Genomic DNA, 22850 nt, shown 5'->3' with positions numbered 1-22850 from the left:
TCATATTCTTTGAAAGAATATATAATTATCTTTTTATCGTTAAAGGCTATTTAAAACCGCACCGAAATGCAAAATCGGCGCCGTACTATCTAACTCGCCTTCTTCTCTGCCTGGCCGGGCTCGTAGGAGAGCACCGGTGAGAGCCAGCGCTCGAGTTCATCGAGCGTCATTTCCTTACGCGTGGCCAGAGCCTGGACCTGGTCGCGCGTGATCTTGCCGGTCGAGAAGTACTTCGACTGCGGGTGGGCGAAGTACCAGCCCGAGACCGCTGCCGCCGGCCACATGGCGAAGTTCTCGGTGAGCGCCAGCCCGGTATTTTCAGACGCGTTTAAAAGCTTGAACAGCGTCGCCTTTTCGGTGTGATCCGGGCAGGCCGGGTAGCCGGGAGCGGGGCGAATGCCCTGATATTTCTCGGCGATCAGCGAGTCGTTGTCCAGTGTCTCATCCCTGGCGTAGCCCCAGAACTCCTTGCGCACCCGCTCGTGAAGGCGCTCGGCGAACGCCTCGGCCAGACGATCGGTCAGCGCCTGCACCATGATCGCGCTGTAGTCGTCGCCGGCCCTTTCATAGGCTTTCGAAAGCTCGTCCACACCGTGACCGGTGGTCACCGCGAAGCCGCCGATCCAGTCGGCCTTGCCGCTCTCCTTGGGGGCGACGAAGTCCGCCAGGCTATAACACAGGCCATCGCGCCCTTTGGTGGTTTGCTGGCGAATGTGGTGAAGGCGCTCGACCACTTCCTCGCGGCTCTCATCAGCGTAGACTTCGATCACGTCGTCGTCGACGCTGTTGGCCGGCCACAGGCCGATCACGCCGCGGGCGTGAATATGTCCCTCGGTGAGGAGCTTATCGAGCATCGCTCTGGCGTCCTCGAAGAGGCTGCGCGCGGCTTCGCCGACGACCTCGTCGTCGAGAATTTTCGGGTACTTGCCCGCTAGCTGCCAGCTCATGAAAAAGGGTGTCCAGTCGATGCGCTCGACCAGCTCCGAAAGGTCGTAGTTCTCGAACACGGTAATGCCGGGCTTTAACGGCTCGACCGGCGTGGTCTCGTTCCAGTCGGTCTTGAAGCGGCGTTTGCGGGCCTGGGTGTAGTCGAGATCCGCCGCCTTGGGGCGACGCTTGGCGTTTCGCTCGCGCACCACCTCGTACTCATCGCGAATACTCTGAACGTAGTCGCCCTTGAGGCTCGGGGTCAAAAGCCGCCCGGCCACACCCACCGCCCGTGAAGCGTCGGTCACGTAGATGACGGGATGTTCGTACTGCGGCTCGATCTTCACTGCGGTATGCGCTTTCGACGTGGTGGCCCCACCGATCAGAAGGGGGAGATTCATACCGCGGCGCTGCATCTCTTTCGCCACATGCACCATTTCATCGAGGGACGGCGTGATCAGCCCGGACAGCCCAATGATGTCCGCGTTGTGCTCTTCGGCGGCCTTGAGGATCTTCTCGGCGGGGACCATCACGCCCAGATCGATCACCTCGTAGTTATTGCACTGAAGCACCACGCCGACGATGTTCTTGCCGATATCGTGAACGTCGCCTTTTACCGTGGCCATGACGATCTTGCCCTTGGCCTGGGTGTCGCCGCTTTTTTCCGCCTCTATATAGGGAATCAGGTAGGCGACTGCCTGTTTCATGACCCGGGCGGACTTCACCACCTGGGGCAGAAACATCTTGCCCGCGCCGAAGAGATCACCCACCACGTTCATGCCATCCATCAACGGGCCTTCGATCACCTCGATCGGGCGCGCAGCCTGGGCGCGGGCCTCTTCGGTGTCGTCCTCGATGTGGGCGGTGATGCCCTTGACCAGGGCGTGCTCGATGCGCTTGTTGACGGGGAGGCTGCGCCACTCGAGATCTTCTTTCTTGGCTGCGCCGCTACCGTCGCCCTTGTACTTGTCGGCGATGTCCAGAAGGCGTTCTGTGCCGTCCTCGCGGCGGTTGAGCACCACATCCTCGACCGCTTCGCGAAGCTCCAAAGGTAGATCGTCGTAGACCGCGAGCTGCCCGGCATTGACGATGCCCATGGAGAGGCCGTTCTTGATCGCGTGATACAAGAACACCGAGTGAATCGCCTCGCGCACCGGGTTGTTGCCGCGAAAGGAGAACGACACGTTCGACACGCCGCCGGAGATCATGGCGTGAGGCAGGTGGTCGCGAATGAAGCGGCACGCCTCGATGAAGTCCACCGCGTAATTGTTGTGCTCCTCGATCCCCGTGGCGATGGCGAAGATGTTGGGGTCGAAAATGATGTCCTCGGCGGGAAAGCCGATATCGTCGACCAGCAGGCGGTAAGCCCGCTCGCAGATTTCGGTCTTGCGCGCGAAGGTGTCCGCCTGGCCCTCTTCATCGAAGGCCATGACGACGATCGCCGCGCCATAGCGCATGCACTTGGTGGCCTGCTCGCGAAAGATGGCTTCGCCTTCTTTTAGCGAGATCGAGTTGACCACCGCCTTGCCCTGCACGCACTTGAGCCCGGTTTCGATGATCTCCCACTTGGAGGAGTCGATCATGATCGGCACCCGGGCGATGTCCGGTTCGCCGGCGATCAGGTTCAAAAATCGCTCCATGGCCTCCTGGGATTCGAGCATCCCTTCGTCCATGTTGATGTCGATCACCTGAGCACCGTTCTCGACCTGCTCCAGCGCCACTTCCAGCGCGGTGGTGAAGTCCTCCTCGACGATCAAGCGCTTGAAGCGCGCGGAGCCTGTCACGTTGGTACGCTCGCCGACGTTGACGAACAGCGAATCCGCCTGGATGTTGAACGGCTCCAGTCCGGAAAGCCGGCACGCCCTGTCGCGTTCGGGCACCTGGCGCGGCGCCATGGGGCGCACGGCCTCGGCGATGGCTCGAATATGCTTGGGCGTGGAGCCACAGCAACCGCCGATGATGTTGACCAGCCCGCTCTTGGCGAATTCGCCAACAATGGCGGCCATCTCTTCCGGGGTTTGATCGTACTCACCGAACTCGTTGGGAAGCCCCGCATTGGGGTGGGCGGAGACGAAGGTATCCGCCTTGTTGGAGAGCTCCTCCACGTAGGGGCGAAGCTCTTCCGCGCCGAGTGCGCAATTGAGACCCACGGAAAACGGGTTGGCGTGGCGCACCGAGTTCCAAAAGGCTTCCGTGGTTTGGCCGGAAAGTGTGCGGCCCGAGGCGTCGGTAATCGTGCCCGAGATCATCACCGGCAGGCGCCGCCCCAGATCCTCGAACAGCACCTCTAACGCGTAGATCGCCGCCTTGGCGTTGAGCGTATCGAAGATCGTCTCGATCATGATCAGATCGGCGCCGCCTTCGATCAGCGCGGCCGCGGCCTCGTAATAGTTTTCATACAGCGCGTCGAAGGTGACGTTACGCTTGGCCGGGTCATTGACGTCCGGCGAGAGCGAGGCGGTGCGCGAGGTCGGGCCAAGCACGCCGGCCACAAAACGGGGCACGCCGGTCTCATCGAAGACGTCGTCACAGACCTTACGCGCAAGCCGCGCGGATTCGCGGTTGAGCTCGACGACCAGATCCTCCATGCCGTAGTCGGCCTGGGAGAGGCGGGTGCTGTTGAAGGTGTTGGTCTCGAGAATGTCTGCGCCGGCTTCCAGGTAATCACGGTGGATACGCGAAACCAGCTCCGGGCAGGTGAGTGCCAGAAGATCGTTGTTACCCTTGAGATCCGATGGCCAGTCGTGAAAGCGCTCGCCTCGAAACTCCGCTTCGCTGAGTTCCGCATTTTGCAACATGGTGCCCATGCCCCCATCCAGAATCAGGATGTCTTGGGCAAGACGCTTGGTTAGAGACGCGGTCTTTTCACTTAAAGCCATGGCAGGGGGGAATCTCCAGCATCACAATCAAAAGGCATGGGCGCCATCATCAGCGCAAAATGGTATTAATCATATCAAACGGGCACGGCCGGGGCAGCATCAAGCGTGACGACGGGCTCATGTTCTCGACCCTCAAAGGGCTGTTCTCGGGGCTGCTTCGCCCTCCTTGCCCAGGAAATGCACGAAAGTGAATAGTTTACTAAAATAGTCGGGATTGTGTCGGCAGACGGTTTTGCTTACCATAGACACAAATGACATGTGAAGCGGCCGCGCCGCTACCACAGGAGGAACAGACCGCTCATGACCACGACTATCGAAGCGCCCGGAATCGATATTACCGATAGTGCCCAAGGCTATCTCGCGGAACTGCTGGAAAAGCAAGACGTGGAAGGCATTGCGGTGCGTATCTTCATTACCCAGCCCGGCACGCCCTACGCGGAAACGTGTCTGGCATACTGCCGCCCCGGCGAAGAAGAGCCGACCGACGTCGAGCTGGAGCTCGAGAAGATCAACGTGTTTCTCGACAAGAACAGCCTCGCGTTTCTGGAAGAAGCGGTAGTCGATTTCAATGCCGACCGCATGGGTGGTCAGCTCACCATCAAGGCGCCCAACGCCAAGATGCCCAAGGTGAATGCGGACAGCCCTCTGGAAGACCGTATCAACTACGTACTCTACAGCGAGATCAACCCGGGCCTTGCCGCCCACGGTGGCGAGATCAAGCTGATCGAGCTCACCGAGCAGAAGGTAGCGGTACTTGCCTTCGGTGGTGGCTGCCAGGGCTGCGCGGCGGTGGATCTGACCCTGAAAGACGGGGTGGAAAAGACCCTGGTCGAGCGCATCCCCGAGCTTGCCGGCATTCGCGATGTGACGGACCACACCGACACCACCAACGCTTATTATTAGGTTTGAAGCGGCAACGGATGTTGCTTTCCTAACGCATTACGCTGGAGCCGCTCATCGAGCGGCTCCATGCTTTGGGTGATCATTAAAGTGCGAAGACGCATTTACAGGCTGACTCATCAACGCCGTGACGAACGTACTACCGAAACGACGATCATCACCAAAAGCAATGCGTTGATGGCGAAAATGGTAGCGCTAATGGGGCGATCAAAGAAGATCATATACCCGTCTCGTGAAATCAGTAGCGCGCGGCGGAAATTGTTCTCCAGCACCGGCCCGAGAATCATGCCGATGATGATCGGGGCGAGAGGATAGTTCGCCCGGCGCAGCACATAGCCGATCACGCCGAAGACCAGCATGATCCAGAGATCGAAGACCGAGTTTTGCAGCGAATAGGTCCCAAGGGTGGAGAGAATGAGTACGGTGGGCAAAAGCCACGCTTTGGGTACACGTAATATCGTGCCGAAAAGGGGCGCCAGCAGTACGCCCATTACCACCAGTACGACGTTGCTGAAGATATAGGCCAGAAAGATCCCCCCTGCGATTTCGGGGGTGTTTTGAAAAAGGTCCGGGCCCGGAAAGAAGCCAAGAAGAAACAGAGCGCCCAGCAGTACTGCGGTAGAGGCGTCGCCAGGAATACCCAATGAGAGGCTGGGAATCAGCGCGCCACCACAAGTGCCATTATTGGCGGCTTCGGTTGCGACGACTCCTCCTTCTGCTCCTTCCCCATAGCCTTCCTCTTTTGCCGCCATGCGTTTGGCAGTGGCGTAGGAAATGAATGCGCTGACATCGCCGCCGGCGCCTGGGATCGCACCGAAGAATGCACCGATGAGCGCCGAGCGGATCAGATTGATCTTGTGGGACAAGACCAGATGTAGAGCGCGGAACGAAATCGCCAGTTTTTGCACTTTTGTCCGGGCCAGAAAGTCTCCCTTTTCGATCTGAAAAAACAGCTCGGATAGAGCAAACAGCCCTACCACGACGGCAACGAGATGCGGCCCGCTGGCAAGGTGAAAGCTGCCAAATGTGAATCTATAGGCGCTTGTGAAATCGTCAGTTCCCATCATCGCCAGCGCCAAGCCTAGCCCGCCTGCAATCAAGCCTTTCAGGGGCGAACCGCCGGATACGATTGAGATGGTAAGAAGCCCCAGAATCGCTAGAGCCGTATACTCCGGTGGCGCAAACTGCAGTGCAAAGTCGGCGATGAGCGGGGAGAAGAAGAGCAGGATGATGCCGCCAATCAGGCCGCCCAAGGCCGAGGAGCTGACAGCTAACCCGACAGCGTCCTGAGCCCGGCCCTTTTGTGCCATGGGGTAGCCGTCAAAGAGCGTGGCGGCTGCCAGCGGTGTACCCGGTATGCGCAGTAGAATAGCCGATATGGAGCCGCCGGCCGAGCCGCCTACATAAATGGCAATCAGCATGCCCATCGCCGCCACCGGGGGCAGGTGAAACGCGACAGGTAGCATCAGGATGATACCCATGAGCGGACCAAGTCCCGGCAGAACACCGATGAACAAACCGGCCACGAGACCAAGCGCCGTAAGGATCAGTGCGTCGAACGAGAAGAAAAGAGGTACTCCCTCGCGTAGCAGTTCAAACATGGCCCGCTCCTAGGTGAAGATCGTAATTTCGAAAACGCCCACCGGTAACACCACGTTGAGCACGCCCTCGAAGATAAAAGCGGTTGCCAGTGAAAGCGCCACGCCGCCCGTTATTGCGCCCACAAGACCGATACCGAATAAACGGAACAAAATGGCGGTCAGAACGGGCGTGGCTAGATGAAACCCCAGGGTGGGTAAAAAAATCAGGTAAGCAATAAACAGCGCAGTACAAGAAACGGCTTTTAGTGTGCCTTCGGATCGAGTCATCGCCGAAGGGTGCGATACGCGCCCAAGCGCAGTGCGAGCCGCGTTGAGAACCAGCAAGACAGTCATTATAACGGCCACCCCGCGTGGAAACATGGCGGCATTCTGCATGGGGCCGCCGCTGGCAACGCCCTGTTCTGCCAGGCTGGTTGCCGAGTTCCAGAAGATCGCGATGGGAACACAGGCGAACAGTGCCCATGCGATCCAGTCGAACGCGAAGTCTCGGATAGGGCGCATCGGTCGCCTCCTTGTAGACACGCTGCCACTGATGGCTGGCAGCATGTCAAGCGGTCAAGAATTGAACTAGTTGTCGAGCGCCTCGAGTTGCTCAGACTCCCAAGAGATCGCATCGATGCCACCGTGAAGTTCATCGGCGGCGGAGCCGACGACTTCTTCGTACTCGCCGGGGCCGTGCATCAGGGAGACGTAGCCCATGTCGAGTAGACGCTGCTGGACATCCTCGCGGGCCAGAGCCGCGCCCATGGCATCACGCAGAACTTCAACGCGCTCCTCGGGGGTGTCCGGGTGAACCAACCACCAGTTCCACCCCATTGGCGCAAGCCCCGTCATGCCCAGGTCGATATCGAAGTCGGCCACCCTTGGCGCCCCGTCGTAGGTTGCAGAGGCTTCTTCAAGCTCGGAGAGTACCGCCAGCACGTTCACCTGGTCGCGGTTTACCTCGAAAACGCCGGGGTTGATGACCACGAAGTCGAGAATCCCGCCGCGCAGGTCGCGTATAGCAACATCGATTTCGGGATAAGGAACGAGTTGCGCGACCATGTCCTGGCTTTGTAGCACGCGTGCCATCACCATATGCGGCAGCCCATTGGCGACGCCTGGCGAGTAGCGAAGATCGCCGGGATTCTCTTTACCGTACTCAATCAATGAGGGGAGATCGGTAAAGCGCTCTTCGTCGGCGCGGGTAGCGATCGCAAAGCTATTGGAGGTGGCGGACCACAGTGGCGTGAAATCCTCGTAAGACCACTCGACGTTGCCCAGCATCGGTTGCAGCACCAGCGGCGCGACATAGCCATCGAAGATCGTATAACCGTCTGCTGCGCGTGAAAGTGCGGTCTCGAAGGCACGAGTGCCCGCGGCGCCGGGGGTCGAGACGACCGAAATATTCACTCCGAGCTCATCGCCCATGGCACCGGCAATAACCTGACTTGCGGCCATGGTGGCGCCTGGCGCCCAAGGGTAGATGTTCTCGATATTGCGTGTGGGGAAATCCTGTGCGATAGCGCTTCCACCGAGGAAAATAGCTGATGCAGCACATGTTATTTTTATCAGATGTTTCATCGTTTTACCTCTTGTTTTAGATTGGCGTCCAGACCGTACCATTGATAAAACTCTGTTGGCGTGTCATGCGCCAACAGCTCCGCATACATTTTCTCGTAAAGCCGGGCCTGCGCATCGGTGTTCGTAATTGGGCGCTCTTGGCAAGGGTCATTGGTTAGATCGTAAAGGCGCGTGCCAAGATCAGCGTAGCCAATACCATCGTTGTTGGGGGGGCGCTTGGCATCGCTCTGAGCGTCGATCGCCAACAGCGGAATTTCCTTGGTGAAGTCAAAACTGGGTACCAGCTTGGCGGTTTTAAGCTCTTGCGGGGTGAAAGGCGCCGTCATGTGGTTCGGTGCAAGTGTGTACTCGACGAGCCCCTCGGCGAAAATATCCGGCGGATAGTGATAGAGCACGTACCGGCCATCGGTGGCTCCGATCGGACCGGAGAAGACCCCGAAGATCGCCGCATCCCGTATATACTCTTCGTTCGATGCTAAAAGCGAGATCAAGCTGTTACTACGAGTTTCGTCGGGGACGGGGCAGCCATGCATCTCGAGGAAGGTTGGCATCAGATCGGTCGTCTGGGTCAAAGCGCTGCGCCGGCTGCCAGCCTTATCTGCGTGAGCCGGATGATGGATCATCAAGGGTATGTGGGAAATTTCTTCGTAATAGGGCATTCGAGCCTTGCCCCACCAGCCGTGCTCGGAGAGAAGAAAACCGTGATCGGTGGACAGGACGATGCAGGTGTCTTCCCACATGTTGTGCTCGTCCAGGTAATCCAGCAGCCGCCCAAAGTAGTCGTCACACATGGCGACCAGTGCCGCGTAATTGGCTCGAATCTCGGCGATTTCTTCGTCGCTTTCGACGACACGCTCATAGTGCGGCCAATCGAGTATTTTTCCCTGAAAGCCTGTTTGATAGGCCTCTTTAAACCGTTCCGGCGCGTGAAACGGCTCGTGGGGATCAAAACACTCCAGCATCAAAAACCAGTCATCGGCGTCGCGGTTGGCATCTAGAAAACTGAAAGCAGAGTGGAAACATTTAGGACCAGGAAAATTCTCCTCGGCCACAATTTGCTGACGATTTTTAGCGTGTTGAAGGCGTTTGTTGGGTGTTTGAGTATCGTAGTGCCGCGAATCGAAGCTTTCGCTGATTCGACTCACTGGTGTCTCAACCAGCGCTACCCAAGGATCGTATTCCTGACCACGAATGAAATCATAGCTATCGAATTTGGTATGGAAACCGTGACCGCCATCCTCGAAATAGTGCAGGTGATCCGAGACCAGATGCGTATAAATGCCGTTTTGGGACAAAATCGAGGCAACCGAGTTATCGTAAGGCTCCATTGGCCCCCAAGAGCGATGCATGAAATTCAACCGGCCGGTATGTAGGTCGCGTCGCGCCGGCATGCAGGGCATGGATCCGACGTAGTGAGCGTCGAAGGTCACACTACGCTTGGCAAAACGATCGAAATTTGGCGTTTGCACCACCGTTCCACCGTATGCACCAAGCGCTGCTCGGTTAAGCGAATCGAAGAGTATGAAAATTGTCCGCATCCATCCCTCTCATGCTTTTGCTTTGATGACCAAGTAGAAATCATTGTTGCATCTGGTAAAGATAAAAGGAAATATAAAAAAGTGGAGCGTTGATAACTAAAGGTGATCACCATGCGAATTTTGATTTCGCGGCATCTAGAGAACTTTCTAGTGCTTTACGATGCGGGAAGCATGCACGAAGCCGCGCGACGCAAAAGAATCAGCCAGCCAGCCTTGACCAAGAGTTTAAAGTTGCTCGAGGCAGAAGCGGGAGCCGAGCTTTTCGTTCGCACTCATCGGGGTATCGAACCCACTCTGGCGGGCAAGGCCTTGCATCGTCATGCATTGGTGATCGACCAAGAAGCGCGCTTTGCATCGATGAATCTCGCACACTTGCATCACAACCTTGGTTCGACTCTGCGAATCGGAGTGGGGCCGGTGTTGGCGGTCAGCAGTTTTCCGCAAGCGCTGGCATTATTTCGAGAGGAGTTCACCAAGCTTCGTATTGATATCGAGACTGGCATCTCAGAGTATCTCATCGATCGTCTCGAGCAAGACCGCCTGGATGTCGCGGTTACTGCCAGGCCCAAGGGCGATTTGCCCGAATCATTCAGTTTCAAGCCATTGCTTCACTCACCGATGGTGGCGATAGCCAGGCGCGGTCATCCTCTTTCTTATGAAGAGCGAATTTCTCTCAATACGTTGACCCGCTATGGCCGCGTGGGATTTACCGATGATTTCGAGTTCAGTGATTGGGCCAAGACAACGCTTACAACACACCCAAGTGAGATTGAGGCGATTTTACAAACCACCTCGATTTCGGTCATGTTCGCGATCCTTGCGAGTACTGATCACTATGCCATCGTAAGTTCGATGATTTTGTCACGCGCAAAACAGGACGGTTTACAGTTGCTCCCCCTTTCCGATCCTCTCTGGTCACTCGATATCGGTGTGATTTGCAAGGGGGCACTCGTGACATCTAAACCTGTGGTCGCATTGCAACGGATCTTTGCTCAGCAGGCTACGAGCCAAGCTTGACCGCACGCCGGGTCGGGTCGGGTCGGGTCATCCCAATTTGTCCTGACACTAGCCAAACATGACTATCTCGTACTGCATTTTTTTATGCTCGTTTAAGCAAGCCCCTCAAGAAACTTCCAGTTTCGCAGACGCTTTGGCTGGCTCCACTATCGAGCAGGAAACGGTTAGCGTCCGGTTTTAACACTTGGTCAACGTTTTATGATGCGAAATGTTGGTAAAAAAGCGGTTAATGAATTATCCAATAAGTAACTGCAAGTAATGAAAAACCAAAACAAGGGAGCAGGCTCATAAACACGCCATCGATGTTATCCAATATTCACAAGCCGATCTTTTTCGGCTCTTTGGGGCTTTTGCTGTTGGTGACGCTTCCGCTCATTATCTTCCCGGAGATGGGCCGGGTCTGGGTAATGGCGGCCCAGGAGTTCGTCTCACGCACCTTCGGCATGCTCTATTTGACCATGGGGATCGCCTCGCTCGGGTTCATGCTCTATATCGTGTTCAGCGATATCGGCCAGATCAAGCTCGGCGATATCGACACCGAGCCGGAGTTTTCCTTGCTTTCCTGGGGCGCGATGCTGTTCGCCGCGGGTATTGGCGGGGCGGTGGTGTTTTGGGGCATGGTCGAATGGATGTACTACCTGCAGGATCCGCCCTTCGGGCTCGAGCCATTTTCTGATGAAGCCACCGCCTGGGCGGCGACCTACGGCATGTTCCACTGGGGGCCGGTGGCCTGGTCGATCTATCTGGTGCCGGCGCTGCCCATGGCGTACTTTCTCCACGTGCGCAAGCACAAGGTACTGCGTATCAGCGAGGCGATTCGCCCGGTGCTGGGGGAAAAGCTCGCGCGTAGCTGGCTTGGCAATATCATCAATATACTGTTCATCTTCGGCATGCTGGGCGGCGGCGCGACCTCGCTGGGTATTCTGGTGCCGTTGATCAACGAAGGGCTGGGTAATCTTTTCAACTTTACACCCAACGCGGCTAGTCAGGTGCTGGTACTGATCGGTACCACGGCGCTTTTTGCCATCAGTGCCTGGCGCGGGCTCAAGGGCGGAATCGAGCTCTTGTCCGACATCAACATGTGGCTGGGCCTGGGCGTCTTGACGTTCATCCTGATCGTGGGGCCCACGGTATTCATTCTGGATACCGGGCTCAACTCCATTGGTTTAATGCTGAGTAACCTGGTGCGTATGGCGACCTGGACCGAGCCCTTTGGCTCGCTGGGTGGCTTCGAGGAAACCGGCTTCACCCGGACATGGACGGTGTTCTATTGGGCCTGGTGGCTCGTTTTTGCGCCGACGGTAGGCTTGTTCATCGCGCGAATCTCCAAGGGGCGGCGCATCAAGACCATGGTGGCAGGTTCCATGTTCTTCGGTTCACTCGGCTGCGCGCTGTTTTTCATCATCCTGGGCAATTACGGCCTCTACCTACAGCTAAGCGGTACCCTGGACGTCATTCAGATCATGAACGACAGCTCCGCCAACGTCGCGTTCTACGCGGTACTGGGTGAGCTTCCGCTGACCTGGCTGGTGACGCTGGCGGTGGTGATACTGCTTTCGATCTTCACGGCCACCACCTTCGACTCCATCGCCTACATTCTCTCCTCGGCGGCGGAGAAGAATCTCGAGGAAGAGCCCGGGCGTTTTCATCGCCTGTTCTGGGCGTTCACGCTGTCGTTTTTGCCCATGTCGCTGCTGTTTCTGGGTGGTCTCGAGACGCTGCAGACGGCGAGTATCGTCAGCGGGGTGCCGCTTTTATTGATCGCGGTGCTGTTGATGGTCTCGATGGTGCGCGCCGCCAAGTACGATTTGCGCTATCAGCCGGATTACAACGACCCGGAGATCAATATCGAAGAGTTTCCGGAAAACGACCCCTGGACCGAAGAGGGCTCCTGGGAGCAGCCCGAGGAGTCGGAAGACGAGACCCCCAAGCCCCAGACCTAAGCAAACGGGGCGCCGGGAACAGCCTACCCACGCCGAGCCAGTCTGGCGAACAAGCAGAGCCACCTCCTAGCGAGGTGGCTTTTTTGTATCGCGCTCCTTTTGCGCCGCGGTGAGCGTTTGCGGCAGGGTGCTTAGCTGCTGATGAAGCGCCTGGATCTGTTCGTTGAGCGAGCGCTGCCATGCGTTGGCATCGCTTGCCTGGGCGCGGCTCTGCTCCAACTGTTGCTGGCTCTGCTGCAGGCGTTGCTCGAGCTCGGCATTGTCCTCGCTCAAGGCGCGTTTATCCTTTTCAAGCTGCGCCAGGTGTTCTTTAGCGCTGCGCGCCTCCAGGCTCTGCTGCTGAAGGACTTCCTGCTTGCGCGCAAGCTCCTCTTCGAGCGTAGTGCGCTTTTGTTCCTGCTGGCCGAGCCGCTTCTGGTGCGCTTTCTCTTCCTGAGCGCGCTCTTGTCTGAGTGTATCCAGTAGGGCCATCAGCTTGCCCTCGGAGGCCTCGTTGCGCTCCTCTTCCTGAGCCAGGCGCTGCTCCCAGCTTTTTTGCATTGCCTGGCGCTCTTGTTGGGCGCTTTCCTGGTGCGCCTGATAACGCTGTTCGAGTTCTGCATTGGCGTGTTGGGCGCGCTCGGTCTGCTTCTCGGCGCGCGTTGCCTGCTCGATCAGCTGGGCCTGACTTGACTCGAGCGTGGCGAGTTCGCGGCTCAGTGCTTCAAGGCGCGCCTCGGTATGACGCAGGTGCTCGGCCAGCGCTTTCTCGCGCTGCTGGGCATCCAGGGCGTTCTGCTCGGCGCGCTCCGCGGCTTCCTTGGCTTCGTCTACCTGCCGGCTGGCGTCTTCGCGGTAGTGGACCAGCGCCTGGTTGGCGACGTCCTGGGCCTCGCGCCACAGCTCGCTCGCCGTATTCACGACGACTTCCGGCACGCCCTTGGGCGGCGGTACGTCACGGTTTTGTTCGCGCTCACTGCGCCACTGGCGAAAATGCTCGCTGATGGTCGTAAAACTGCCCGTACCCAGCACCTCGCGGATGCGCTGAACACTGGGGTTATCGCCCTGGCTCAGCAGCGTGTCGATTGCTTGCTGAACGTCGCTGTACTGAATGCCGCTACGCGCCATGGTGTCGATCCTGATGGTCGGTGAAGCGGCCATTTTGGCTCAGTGTGTTGGTTAATACAATAATTACGTAAAACGTAATATGTAATTTAATTTACGAATAGGCTATAAAATTCAAGATTACACGTATTATCTTGAGTTTTTATAGCCTACTCGTCAGAATTCGGGGTGAGGGGTAAACAAATAGGAGGGCGGCGTGAGCGATGACGGGCTGCTGGTTAGTCAAGATATTGAATTAGAAAAAGTTTTAGCGAGCGTCGAGCGTATTGCTAGCGGCGCGCGCATCGAGGCCGCAAGCGATGCCGAGGCGGTGGGGCTTTGGCTTGCCGAATATCGCGAAAGCCACCAGACCTTCAAGGCGTACCGGCGCGAAGCGCAGCGGCTGCTGCTCTGGCTCGACAGCATCGGTAGGCGCTTGAATGAGCTGGATCGCGAGGCGCTTCGCGCCTTCGAGGCGTTTCTGGAAAACCCGCAGCCCGCATCCTTTTGGATCGGGCCCGGCGCGCCGCGCTCCAGCCCGGACTGGCGACCGTTTCGCGCCGGGCTTTCACCGGCCAGCCGCCGCCAGAGCCTGGTCATTCTTCAAGGGCTTTATAGCTGGCTAGTCGAGGCGGGGTGGGTTGCGCATAACCCGTTTCGCTTGATGCGCGATAAATCACGGCGGCTCAATAATCAGACGACGTCGGTCGAGCGCTACCTGGAGCAGTCGCTTTGGCAGTGGCTTTGGGGCTGGATCGACCAAACAGAGGAGGGCGCAAGCCCCAGGCAGCGCTTCGAGCAGGCGCGGCGGCGGTTCATTTTTAGCTTTGCTTACTTATTGGCGCCGCGCATCAGCGAAATGAGTGAGGCCAGAATGGACGATTTTCGCCTGATAGAAGGGCGCTGGTGGTGGGTGGTGACCGGCAAGGGCCAAAAGCGGGCGCGTATACCGCTGCCCGAGGACATGCTCGAAGCACTAAAAGAGTGGCGCCTCGCGCTCGGCCTTTCACCGCTGCCCGGCTTCGATGAACCGACGCCACTTCTGCGTGCGCTGGATAAAACGCGCAGTATCAGCGACAACCAGCTCTATCGGTTGATCAAGTCGGCGTTTTTACAGGCATCCCAGGCGCTCGAGCAAGAGCAGGGCGAACCGGCCCATGTCGATACGTTGCGACGGGCCACGCCGCACTGGCTTCGCCACACCTCGATTACCCACCAAGCGCAATCCGGCATCAGCCTTCGCTACCTGGCCGAGAGCGCCCGCCACGCCCGCCTTGAAACCACCAGCCGCTACCTGCATACCGAGGCCGACGAGTGGCACGCCGAGCAGCAGCGCCACCGCATTCATTCGACGACCCCAAAAAGCGGTAGTGACGCGTTATAATGCTCGCCAGATTTATCTTTCAAGACGTCCAAGGAGGCATCATGAGCACGCCCGGCCCAGAACTCGCCCAGCAAGAGCTGGTTGAAGAGTTTGAGATGTTCGATAACTGGATGGACCGGTATCAGTACATCATCGATATGGGAAAGCAGCTCCCTGAATTTCCTGGCGAATGGCAAACCGAGCAGTACAAGATCCAGGGGTGTCAGTCGAACGTGTGGATGAACCACGAGGTCGATGGCGAAAAGCTGGTGTTCAAGGCGACCTCGGACGCTGCCATCGTCTCGGGTTTGATCGGCATGCTGCTGCGCATCTACAGCGAGCGTACGCCGGCAGAGATCACCGCGACCCAGCCGCACTTTCTTCAAGACCTGGGGCTGGATAAACACCTGTCACCCACGCGCAGTAACGGCCTGCACGCGATGCTCGAGCGTATCTATCAGGTTGCGCAAAGCGGCTAGGCTTTGTTCTTACCGTTTGGCTTCTTGTCGTGGCCGGCGCAGGCGTTTTCACCTTCGTCGCGCTGGTCGGCCTTGTGCAAGGCTTCGCTTCTCCCGCCAGGAACCGGGTCCATGCCACCCGGGTGGCCGGGGTGGCACTTGCTGATGCGTTTGATCGCCATCCAGCCGCCCTTGAACGGGCCATGAACCTTTATGGCTTCGACGGTATAGGAAGAGCAGCTTGGCCAAAAGCGGCAGCGCGGGCCGAGCAGGGGGCTCAGCGTTACCTGATACACTTTGACCAAACCGATCAAGACCGCACCCAGCGCCTTGGTCAGCGCGATTTTAAGGGCGCGTAAAGCGGGCACGTTATTGGGCGTAGAGGGTGGCCGGGTCAATCAGCGCTTCGCTGGTGATCGCGGCGTTTTGGGCGTCGATTGCGATATAAAAGCAGCTTTTACGCCCGGTGTGGCACGCAGGGCCGGTTTGATCGACCTGAAGAAGTAGCGTGTCGCCGTCGCAATCGAAGGCGGCGGACACCAGCGCTTGCTGCTGGCCGGAGCTTTCGCCCTTGCGCCAGAGCTTTTTACGCGAGCGCGAGTAGTAGCATACGCGCTTCGTTTTTAACGTCTCTTCCAACGCTTCGCGGTTCATCCAGGCCATCATCAGCACTTGTTTGGTGTCGTGCTGCTGGGCAATGGCGGGCATCAGACCTTTACTGTTGAACTTGGCCGCATCCAGAAGCGTTGCCGTCGCAGGCAGGGTGTCTTCAGGGGCGGCGGACTCGAGCGCCTTGAAAAGGGCGCCGGATGAACACTGTTCAAAACGGGACATAACGAATACTCGGATAAGTTGAAAGCTTAAAACGAAGCGGGCATGTCTACTTGCCCGACGGCTTGACGGCCTTGCCTGCTTCTCGACAGGCAGCGCACAGGCCTTGAAGCTCGATGGTCTGCCGCTCGACGTTGAACCCCTGCTGCCTGGCAAGGCCGGCCAGCTCGTCGCTGATGGCGTCCAGGTGAAGCTCTTCGACGCGACCGCAGTGCCGACAGATCAGAAGCTGAAAGCCGTGCGTATGTTCCGGGCAGGCGCAGGCGATATAAGCGTTCTGGGATTCGATACGGTGGACAAAGCCCTCGGTGATCAAAAACTCCAGGGCGCGATACACGGTAGGCGGACGGGCGGCAGCGTGTTCGTTGGAAAGCTGGTCGAGCAGGTCGTAGGCTTTCAGGCCGCCGCCGTGATTGGCAATCATTTCGAGCACGCGCTTGCGAATGGGGGTAAAACGCACCCCCCGCGTGGAGCATTGTGATTCCGCTTGCTGCAGTAGCGTGCTTGTTTTCATCATGAGCGACCCGATAAACGTAATACGCCTAGTTTACGCGCTCGTCGCCTTCGTGTCAGGGGATGATGCCAGCTCGCTCTGGCGGGCGAAATGGTGTTGAGCGAACGCCACGCGCTCCTTGACACCCACGCCGTCGGGCTGGCGTTCGATCAGATCAAGCCGCCGCCGCAAGCCTTCGCCGTTGGTCATCTGGATGGCAAGCCCCGGGCGGGCGTTGAGTTCCAACAGCATGGGGCCGTGTACCCGGTCCAATACCATGTCCGTGCCCAGATAACCCAGCCCGGTCATCTCATAGCAGCCGGCAGCCAGGTTCAGGAGGGTATCCCACTGGGGCACCACCAGGCTTGCCAGATCGTGCCCGGTATCCGGGTGGGTGTAGCAGGGGCGGTCGAACTGTACGCCGCGAAGTGCTGCACCGGTGGCAATATTGAGGCCGACGCCCACCGCGCCCTGGTGAAGGTTGGCCTTGCCGTCGGAGGCTGCGGTAGACAGGCGCATCATCGCCATCACTGGATAACCCTTGAACACGATGACACGAATATCCGGCACGCCTTCGTAGGTGTAGGCCATCAGACTCTCGTCAAAGTTGATCAGTGTTTCGATCACCGCCACGTCCGGCGAGCCACCCAACGAGTACAGCCCAGAGAGAATGTTGGAGACGTGGCGCTCGACGTCGGCAAGCGCAAGTCGGGCGCCGCTGGGTTTGATGAACGCATTGTCCTCGACTTTCTCGATCACCAGAATGCCCTTGCCGCCGCTGCCCTTGGCGGGCTTGATGACAAAGCCGTCATGACCGGTAAGCATCGCGCCGATGTGCTTGACTTCAAACTGGGTGCCGACCGTGCCGATCAAGGCAGGCGTGGTAATGTCGTAGCGCTGGGCCAGCAGTTTGGTCTTGAGCTTGTCATCCACCAATGGGTAGAGCTTGCGGGCATTGTACCGGCCGATATAACGGATATTACGCCGGTTCATGCCGATGATACCCTTGCTTTGCAGCCGACTGGGCCAGGTCCAGTTCTTGAGCCAGCTCATGAGGGCTTCTCGTCTTCAGTGATCGGTTTGAAGCGGCGAAGCTCCAGAAGCCGGTAGCCGGTGTAGTTGCCCAAGAGCAGAATGAACGCCATCAGGATCAGCTGCACGCCCAGGAAGTTGAAAGTGATATGGCGAATCCAGGGGTTGTTCATGGCAAGATACGCCAACACCGCCGTGACCAGGCTGCCGCCGCCCTGAATCAATACCTCCTTGGGGCCTTCTTCCTCCCAGAGAATCGACATGCGCTCGATGGTCCAGGCAAGAATGATCATCGGGAAGAAGGTGACGGTAAGGCCCGCGCTGAGCCCCATGCGGTACGCCAGCACCGTAAAGGCGGCAATGATGGCGATGACCGTGATGATCACCGCCGAGACCCTCGCGACCAACAGCAGATTCAGGTACGAAAGATAGTTACGGATGACAAGGCCCACGGCGACAATCAGTAAGAAGCCGATCAGGCCGGTCAAAAGTGTGGTCTGAATGAACGCCAGCGCGATCAGTACCGGCATGAAGGTGCCAGATGTCTTGACCCCGATAAATACGCGCAGCAGTACCACCACCAGAGCGCCGATGGGGATCAAGAGAATGGTCTGAAAGAGCGCTTGCTCTTCAAGCGGAAGGCTGTGAATCGAGAAGTTCAGCAGCGTATCTTCCGAGCGGTGATTACGCACGGCGGCCGAGGCGGGCTGGTTGTGGGTCAGCATCGAAAAACTGACCTGGGAATTGCTGCCGCCTTCCACTTCAAGTACTGCGCGACCGCCAGTTTCCCACAAGAGCAGGTTGTCCGGACGGCCGCGTTGACCGGTCATGGGGTTGAAGATCGCCCACTCCTCGGCGGGTTCATCAAACACCTGGATCCAGCTGCTCAACGCCTGACGACGACGGGCGTCCTCCAGCATCAGACCGCTCACTTCGCGTGCCTGAACACCTGCCTGATTAAGAAGCCGCACGATAAGTGCCGCCGGGGCTTCCTGGGTCAGCAGCAGCCGGGCGTTTTCAGCCTGACGGTCGCCATTGATATCCAGAATCAGCTCCCGAGCGAAAGTGGCGTTACTGGCGCTGCGCGCCCAGGCGCGTTCGATCAGCTGATCGGCCGCGGTTTCGTAGGGATTTTCCCAGGGCGACGGCGTGGAAAGCCCGGGCGGCGTTTGTACCGGGGCACGAGCGTCGGGTGAAACCAGCATCTGTACCGAGTAGTAGAGTTGCTGACTGCCGGAAGCTTCACGAATCGTCCATTGAGCCTGGCGGCCAAGCTCATCGGCGCTGTAGGAAAGCCCATAACCCGAAGAAGCCGTATTTTCGGTCAAGACTCGGTAGCCTGCCTGATGAGACGGCAGCGCCAGATCCACCTGTACCGGGCCGCCCTGGGCGTTGAAGGTGATGACTGCTTCAATTTCCCATACCTGGCGCTGTTCACCGGGTACCCAAGGGATTTCGAACTCGACGTGACGGTGAATACTGGTGGCGATACCCGCGATCAACAAAAATCCGACAATCAGATAAAACGGCAAGCGTGACATGAAGATTCCTTTCGGCGAAAAGCGACAGGGTAGAGTGCTTACTCTTCTGCATCGTCCTGATCATCAGCTACTTCATCTTCAGCAGCCTGGTCGGCGGGGTCGCCACCGGGGAATTCCGGTCGATCGTGAATATAGGCCTGTGCGACGTCAATGGTGGCAATATCCATCATGAAGCGCCGGCCCAGCAACACTGGAAAATCCAGATGTGTCCGATCGTTCAACGTGAAATCGATGTTTTCCCGAATCGGACCAAGGGTCATCAAAAGCGAGATGACCGGGCGCGCTTCTTCGCCGGAAGCCTGGACGATACGAACGCGACGTTGAATGGGTGCCTCGATCCACTCATCGCGTATACGGTCGACCGCAATGTCTTCATCGTTGAGCGCCAGTTTGAAGCGCACCCAGTTTTCACCGTCGCGCTCAAAGCGTGTAATGTCGGTGGCGGAAAGCGACGAGGTATTGGCGCCAGAGTCGATACGCGCCTTCAGGTAAGTACCGATCGCTGGAAATCCTACCCATTCGCTGCGCCCAAGCAGGGTCTTGTCGTCCTGAACCGGGGCAGCCTCGCACGCCTCATAAATGACAACCGGCTCTTCACCGCGGGCTTCGATATCCGCCACGTCCTTTTGTAGCGTCCGTAACAGACTGCCGACCTCATGTACGTTGGAAAGAAGCACCTGGTGCTGGCTTGCCTGCTGTGTTTGCAACTTACCGGTATCACACTGTTGAGCAAGCGAAGACTCGAGTGCCTGAATGCGCGCATTGAATGCAGACTCGCTCAAGGGTGGGGGCTCATTCGACTCCGGCTGATTCACTGCGCAACCTGCAAACAACAACGGCATACCAGCCATCAGCCAAATAAAACGTGAGCGCATAACGAGGGGATTCCTTAATATCAAGAGGACGAATCATATGAAGAAGTATGGCTGCTTGTCCAATGCGCACTTGGCGTTTTAAAGAAATAACATTCTATTTAACATAATATATATTATGCGAACTAAAGTGGCATGAACTCTAAATAACCTGCCAGGGTCTCGCCCCAAAAAAAAGCAGCCTCTTTCAAGGCTGCCTTAGATATGGCGCGCTCGAGGATCAATCCTCTGCCGGCGCGTATGAGCCATCTTCACGGTGCACTTCGTTACCCGTCAATGGCGGAGTAAAGACACAGGCGACTGTCATGCCTTTTTCCTTGCCGCGCAGCAGGTGCTCATCGTGTTGATCCAGCAGATAGATATCACCTGCCTTGATCGGCCAGATCTTGCCATCGGCGATGGTTTCCACTTCGCCTTCGCCTTCATAGCAGAAAACAGCTTCGTAATGATGCTTGTACTGAATATGGGTTTCAGTACCAGGAAAGATCCGGGTAATGTGGAACGAGAAGCCGGCCTTGTCTTCTGCCAGCACCAGGCGCGTGCTGTCCCAGTTGCCGTTTTCAGCGGTTACCAGACGATCTGTCTTGCGGGCTTCTTCGAGGTTGCGAACGATCATGGAAGTGCTCCTTTTGGGGTGGCCGTGGCAGGCCACCGTGAAATTGAGGTGTAAGCGCGGATTACTTCTCGCTGACGACGGCTTCGACACATTTCTCGAGAATGTCCAGACCCTCGAGAAGGTCTTCATCGGTGATGGTCAGCGGGCACAGACACTTGACCACTTCACCATCCTGGCCGCTGGTTTCGATGATGAGCCCTTGCTCGAACGCCTTGCTGGTAATCTTGTCGGCGATTTCGCCGGAAACCACATCGATACCTCGCATCAGGCCACGGCCGCGTTCGGTGGCCGGCATGCCATTATCGTCCAGAAGCTTGGCGAGTTTCTGGAAGCGCTCTTCGACGATACGACCCTTGCGCTGGACATCGCGTTCGAACGTGTCGTTCGACCAGTATTTCTTGAGCGCGGCCGTAGCGGTGACCATGGCCAGGTTGAACCCACGGAAGGTGCCGTTGTACTGGCCCGGTTTCCATTGATCGAGCTCTGGGCGCATCAGAACATGAGCGAACGGCAGGCCAAAACCGGAAAGCGACTTGGAGTTGGTGACCATGTCCGGCTTGATACCTGCGTGCTCAAAGCTGAAGAACTTGCCCGTACGCCCGCAACCTGCCTGAATGTCGTCGATGATCAAGAGGATATCGTTTGCGTGGCAAATACTCTCCAGGCGCTTGAGCCACTCAAGCCCCGCGACATTGATACCGCCCTCGCCTTGCACGGTTTCGACAATCACCGCCGCCGGAATGTCGAGCCCTCCGGACTTGTCACCCAGGAGTTTCTCGAAATAGTCCAGTGTATCGGCGTGCTCGCCCATGTAGCCGTCAAAGGGTAGAAAGCTGGCCCCTTGGGTGGGAATACCGCCGGTGGCCTCGCGAAACTTGCGATTACCGGTAGTAGCCAGTGCGCCCATGGTGACGCCGTGAAACCCGTTGGTGAAGGTCACGATATTGTGGCGACCTTTAGCAACGCGAGCCAGACGAATGGCCGCTTCGACCGCATTGGTACCGGTTGGACCCGGTAGATGCACCTTGTAGTCAAGCCCACGAGGCTTGAAGATCAGCTCATCGAGCGTATCGAAATAATCACGCTTGGCGGCAGTCCACATATCCAGCCCATGAACTACGCCATCCGTGGAAAGATAGTCGATCATCGCTTCTTTGAGATGCGGGTTGTTGTGTCCGTAGTTCAGCGTACCGGCACCGGCGAGAAAATCGATGTATTCGCGACCATTCTCGTCAGTCAGGCGAGCGTTCTGCGCCTTGGTGAACACCACCGGAAACGAGCGCGAATAGGTGCGCACATTGGATTCCATACGTTCTAACGTCTGGGTCTGCATATTGACCTCCTTTTCAAGAATTATCCCGCCCCATCATTCAGAGGCTCATCAACCAGTGGGCAATAAAACGCCCTGGTCATGTTTGAATCACACGATCATGTCGGTTTGAAATGGTCCGATACGTACCAGATTCTCGGGGTCATGTTCGCCCCCCAGCTGTTCGGTGGAGAAATATTCACGGCTGTTGAGCGGTGCCTGCCAACGGGCAGCCAAACGCCTGAACAGTCCCCAGGACGCCAGGTTGTCCGGGGTAATCGTGGTTTCCAGATGATGTACGCAGGTCAGCTCATCGCGGGACATCACCGCCTCGACCAGACGTCTGGCAAGACCCGTGCCACGAGCTTTCTCACCCACGGCCACCTGCCACAAGAAAAACGTGTCAGGAGCGTTGTCCTTTACATAACCGGAAACGAAACCGACGATCTCTCCTTCTTCATTGGTCGCCACCGCGCAGGTATCGCGAAACTGAGTCGCCAGCAGCAGATAGGCATAAGCCGAGTTCACATCAAGTGGTGGACACGCCTTCACCAATTCATATATTCCCCAGCCATCGTCGGCATTGGGTTTGCGAATAAACAGGGGTGTCTGTTCGTTGCCTACCACGGCATCGGCCACGGTGGGTCGTGCAAGGTCGAATGAAGGGGTAAAAGGCGTTGAAGGCATGCTCATGGTTATGCTTCGCTGTAGCGAATTTGAGAACCATTATAACAGCTGATTATTAGTAACTCAAAGAGCATATTATCTTAAAATCCCTTTTTGATAATTTCTAATTATATATGATGGGTAAAGCTATACCGATATTCTGAAAAATCCTGGGTGCGTGAAAAGTCTAGTTCAACTTCAAAAAAAGAGAGAAATAA

General features: G+C 57.4%; 20 protein-coding genes. 5 read left to right on the top strand and 15 right to left on the bottom strand.

Translation table 11 applies throughout. The annotated features are described in order from the left end of the window. Window positions 1-89 precede the first annotated feature (89 nt). Window positions 90-3806 carry a methionine synthase gene (gene metH / locus ACWF8S_RS09255; RefSeq protein ID WP_447553036.1) on the bottom strand — a complete coding sequence of 1239 codons (3717 nt, stop codon included), beginning with the start codon at window positions 3804-3806 and terminating at the stop codon, window positions 90-92. A gap of 300 nt (window positions 3807-4106) precedes the next feature. Between metH and nfuA the strand changes: the two genes are divergently transcribed. Further along, a complete protein-coding gene (gene nfuA / locus ACWF8S_RS09250; RefSeq protein WP_447553035.1) occupies window positions 4107-4709 on the top strand; it encodes a Fe-S biogenesis protein NfuA in 603 nt (200 codons plus the stop codon). A gap of 116 nt (window positions 4710-4825) precedes the next feature. Here the strand turns inward: nfuA and ACWF8S_RS09245 are convergent, their stop codons facing one another. From ACWF8S_RS09245 to ACWF8S_RS09230, 4 genes are all read right to left on the bottom strand, one after another. Next, a complete protein-coding gene (locus tag ACWF8S_RS09245) occupies window positions 4826-6307 on the bottom strand; it encodes a tripartite tricarboxylate transporter permease (RefSeq protein WP_447553034.1) in 1482 nt (493 codons plus the stop codon). A gap of 9 nt (window positions 6308-6316) precedes the next feature. Next, entirely contained in the window at window positions 6317-6808 is a 492-nt protein-coding gene (locus ACWF8S_RS09240) for a tripartite tricarboxylate transporter TctB family protein (RefSeq protein ID WP_447553033.1), read from the bottom strand. Between the two features lie 66 nt (window positions 6809-6874). After that, entirely contained in the window at window positions 6875-7747 is an 873-nt protein-coding gene (locus tag ACWF8S_RS09235) for a Bug family tripartite tricarboxylate transporter substrate binding protein (protein WP_447553032.1), read from the bottom strand. 119 nt (window positions 7748-7866) lie between these two features. Continuing rightward, entirely contained in the window at window positions 7867-9408 is a 1542-nt protein-coding gene (locus ACWF8S_RS09230) for a sulfatase (RefSeq protein WP_447553031.1), read from the bottom strand. Between the two features lie 111 nt (window positions 9409-9519). On the opposite strand from ACWF8S_RS09230, the gene ACWF8S_RS09225 reads away from it, so the two are divergent. Then, entirely contained in the window at window positions 9520-10425 is a 906-nt protein-coding gene (locus ACWF8S_RS09225; RefSeq protein WP_447553030.1) for a LysR family transcriptional regulator, read from the top strand. Window positions 10426-10727: 302 nt separating this feature from the next. Next, window positions 10728-12368: a BCCT family transporter gene (locus ACWF8S_RS09220; protein WP_447553029.1), complete on the top strand. Its 1641-nt coding sequence runs from the start codon at window positions 10728-10730 to the stop codon at window positions 12366-12368. A 66-nt stretch (window positions 12369-12434) separates the two neighbouring features. Here ACWF8S_RS09220 and ACWF8S_RS09215 read toward each other — a convergent pair whose 3' ends face one another. Beyond that, entirely contained in the window at window positions 12435-13508 is a 1074-nt protein-coding gene (locus ACWF8S_RS09215; RefSeq protein ID WP_447553028.1) for a DNA-binding protein, read from the bottom strand. A gap of 229 nt (window positions 13509-13737) precedes the next feature. Between ACWF8S_RS09215 and ACWF8S_RS09210 the strand changes: the two genes are divergently transcribed. Both ACWF8S_RS09210 and ACWF8S_RS09205 read left to right on the top strand, forming a co-directional pair. Further along, window positions 13738-14835, top strand: a complete 1098-nt coding sequence (locus ACWF8S_RS09210) for a tyrosine-type recombinase/integrase (RefSeq protein WP_447556574.1) — start codon at window positions 13738-13740, stop codon at window positions 14833-14835. A 41-nt stretch (window positions 14836-14876) separates the two neighbouring features. Further along, window positions 14877-15293, top strand: coding sequence for a SufE family protein (locus tag ACWF8S_RS09205; RefSeq protein WP_447553027.1), 417 nt, complete (start codon window positions 14877-14879; stop codon window positions 15291-15293). Here ACWF8S_RS09205 and yidD read toward each other — a convergent pair. From yidD to ectA, 9 genes are all read right to left on the bottom strand, one after another. After that, complete coding sequence (yidD, locus tag ACWF8S_RS09200) at window positions 15290-15640, bottom strand: membrane protein insertion efficiency factor YidD (RefSeq protein ID WP_447556573.1); 351 nt, start codon at window positions 15638-15640, stop codon at window positions 15290-15292. The genes ACWF8S_RS09205 and yidD overlap by 4 nt on opposite strands. Window position 15641: 1 nt before the next feature. After that, window positions 15642-16106, bottom strand: a complete 465-nt coding sequence (gene hisI, locus ACWF8S_RS09195; protein ID WP_447553026.1) for a phosphoribosyl-AMP cyclohydrolase — start codon at window positions 16104-16106, stop codon at window positions 15642-15644. A 46-nt stretch (window positions 16107-16152) separates the two neighbouring features. Further along, a complete protein-coding gene (locus ACWF8S_RS09190) occupies window positions 16153-16620 on the bottom strand; it encodes a transcriptional repressor (RefSeq protein ID WP_447553025.1) in 468 nt (155 codons plus the stop codon). Between the two features lie 30 nt (window positions 16621-16650). Then, window positions 16651-17649: an alpha-L-glutamate ligase-like protein gene (locus ACWF8S_RS09185; protein ID WP_447553024.1), complete on the bottom strand. Its 999-nt coding sequence runs from the start codon at window positions 17647-17649 to the stop codon at window positions 16651-16653. After that, window positions 17646-19169, bottom strand: a complete 1524-nt coding sequence (locus ACWF8S_RS09180; protein WP_447553023.1) for an inactive transglutaminase family protein — start codon at window positions 19167-19169, stop codon at window positions 17646-17648. Before ACWF8S_RS09180 ends, ACWF8S_RS09185 begins: the two co-directional genes overlap by 4 nt. A 38-nt stretch (window positions 19170-19207) precedes the next feature. After that, entirely contained in the window at window positions 19208-20044 is an 837-nt protein-coding gene (locus ACWF8S_RS09175; protein WP_447553022.1) for an ATP-dependent zinc protease family protein, read from the bottom strand. A 217-nt stretch (window positions 20045-20261) separates the two neighbouring features. After that, entirely contained in the window at window positions 20262-20657 is a 396-nt protein-coding gene (locus ACWF8S_RS09170; RefSeq protein WP_447553021.1) for an ectoine synthase, read from the bottom strand. 61 nt (window positions 20658-20718) lie between these two features. Then, window positions 20719-21990, bottom strand: a complete 1272-nt coding sequence (gene ectB, locus ACWF8S_RS09165) for a diaminobutyrate--2-oxoglutarate transaminase (protein WP_447553020.1) — start codon at window positions 21988-21990, stop codon at window positions 20719-20721. 87 nt (window positions 21991-22077) lie between these two features. Next, window positions 22078-22659, bottom strand: a complete 582-nt coding sequence (gene ectA / locus ACWF8S_RS09160) for a diaminobutyrate acetyltransferase (protein WP_447553019.1) — start codon at window positions 22657-22659, stop codon at window positions 22078-22080. Window positions 22660-22850 lie beyond the last annotated feature (191 nt).

This window comes from Vreelandella xerophytica (assembly GCF_968048975.1).
This window is presented reverse-complemented; position numbering and strand designations above follow the sequence as displayed.

Excerpts from the sequence above, each read along its gene's own strand:
- ACWF8S_RS09175 (WP_447553022.1), bottom strand. The coding sequence starts at position 20,044 with ATGCGCTCACGTTTTATTTGGCTGATGGCTGGTATGCCGTTGTTGTTT.
- ACWF8S_RS09225 (WP_447553030.1), top strand. The coding sequence starts at position 9,520 with ATGCGAATTTTGATTTCGCGGCATCTAGAGAACTTTCTAGTGCTTTAC.
- ACWF8S_RS09245 (WP_447553034.1), bottom strand. The coding sequence starts at position 6,307 with ATGTTTGAACTGCTACGCGAGGGAGTACCTCTTTTCTTCTCGTTCGAC.
- hisI (WP_447553026.1), bottom strand. The coding sequence starts at position 16,106 with ATGTCCCGTTTTGAACAGTGTTCATCCGGCGCCCTTTTCAAGGCGCTC.
- ACWF8S_RS09190 (WP_447553025.1), bottom strand. The coding sequence starts at position 16,620 with ATGATGAAAACAAGCACGCTACTGCAGCAAGCGGAATCACAATGCTCC.
- ACWF8S_RS09185 (WP_447553024.1), bottom strand. The coding sequence starts at position 17,649 with ATGAGCTGGCTCAAGAACTGGACCTGGCCCAGTCGGCTGCAAAGCAAG.
- ACWF8S_RS09205 (WP_447553027.1), top strand. The coding sequence starts at position 14,877 with ATGAGCACGCCCGGCCCAGAACTCGCCCAGCAAGAGCTGGTTGAAGAG.
- ACWF8S_RS09180 (WP_447553023.1), bottom strand. The coding sequence starts at position 19,169 with ATGTCACGCTTGCCGTTTTATCTGATTGTCGGATTTTTGTTGATCGCG.
- nfuA (WP_447553035.1), top strand. The coding sequence starts at position 4,107 with ATGACCACGACTATCGAAGCGCCCGGAATCGATATTACCGATAGTGCC.
- ACWF8S_RS09235 (WP_447553032.1), bottom strand. The coding sequence starts at position 7,747 with ATGGCCGCAAGTCAGGTTATTGCCGGTGCCATGGGCGATGAGCTCGGA.
- metH (WP_447553036.1), bottom strand. The coding sequence starts at position 3,806 with ATGGCTTTAAGTGAAAAGACCGCGTCTCTAACCAAGCGTCTTGCCCAA.
- ectB (WP_447553020.1), bottom strand. The coding sequence starts at position 21,990 with ATGCAGACCCAGACGTTAGAACGTATGGAATCCAATGTGCGCACCTAT.
- ACWF8S_RS09240 (WP_447553033.1), bottom strand. The coding sequence starts at position 6,808 with ATGCGCCCTATCCGAGACTTCGCGTTCGACTGGATCGCATGGGCACTG.
- ACWF8S_RS09215 (WP_447553028.1), bottom strand. The coding sequence starts at position 13,508 with ATGGCCGCTTCACCGACCATCAGGATCGACACCATGGCGCGTAGCGGC.
- ACWF8S_RS09170 (WP_447553021.1), bottom strand. The coding sequence starts at position 20,657 with ATGATCGTTCGCAACCTCGAAGAAGCCCGCAAGACAGATCGTCTGGTA.
- ACWF8S_RS09220 (WP_447553029.1), top strand. The coding sequence starts at position 10,728 with ATGTTATCCAATATTCACAAGCCGATCTTTTTCGGCTCTTTGGGGCTT.
- ectA (WP_447553019.1), bottom strand. The coding sequence starts at position 22,659 with ATGAGCATGCCTTCAACGCCTTTTACCCCTTCATTCGACCTTGCACGA.
- ACWF8S_RS09230 (WP_447553031.1), bottom strand. The coding sequence starts at position 9,408 with ATGCGGACAATTTTCATACTCTTCGATTCGCTTAACCGAGCAGCGCTT.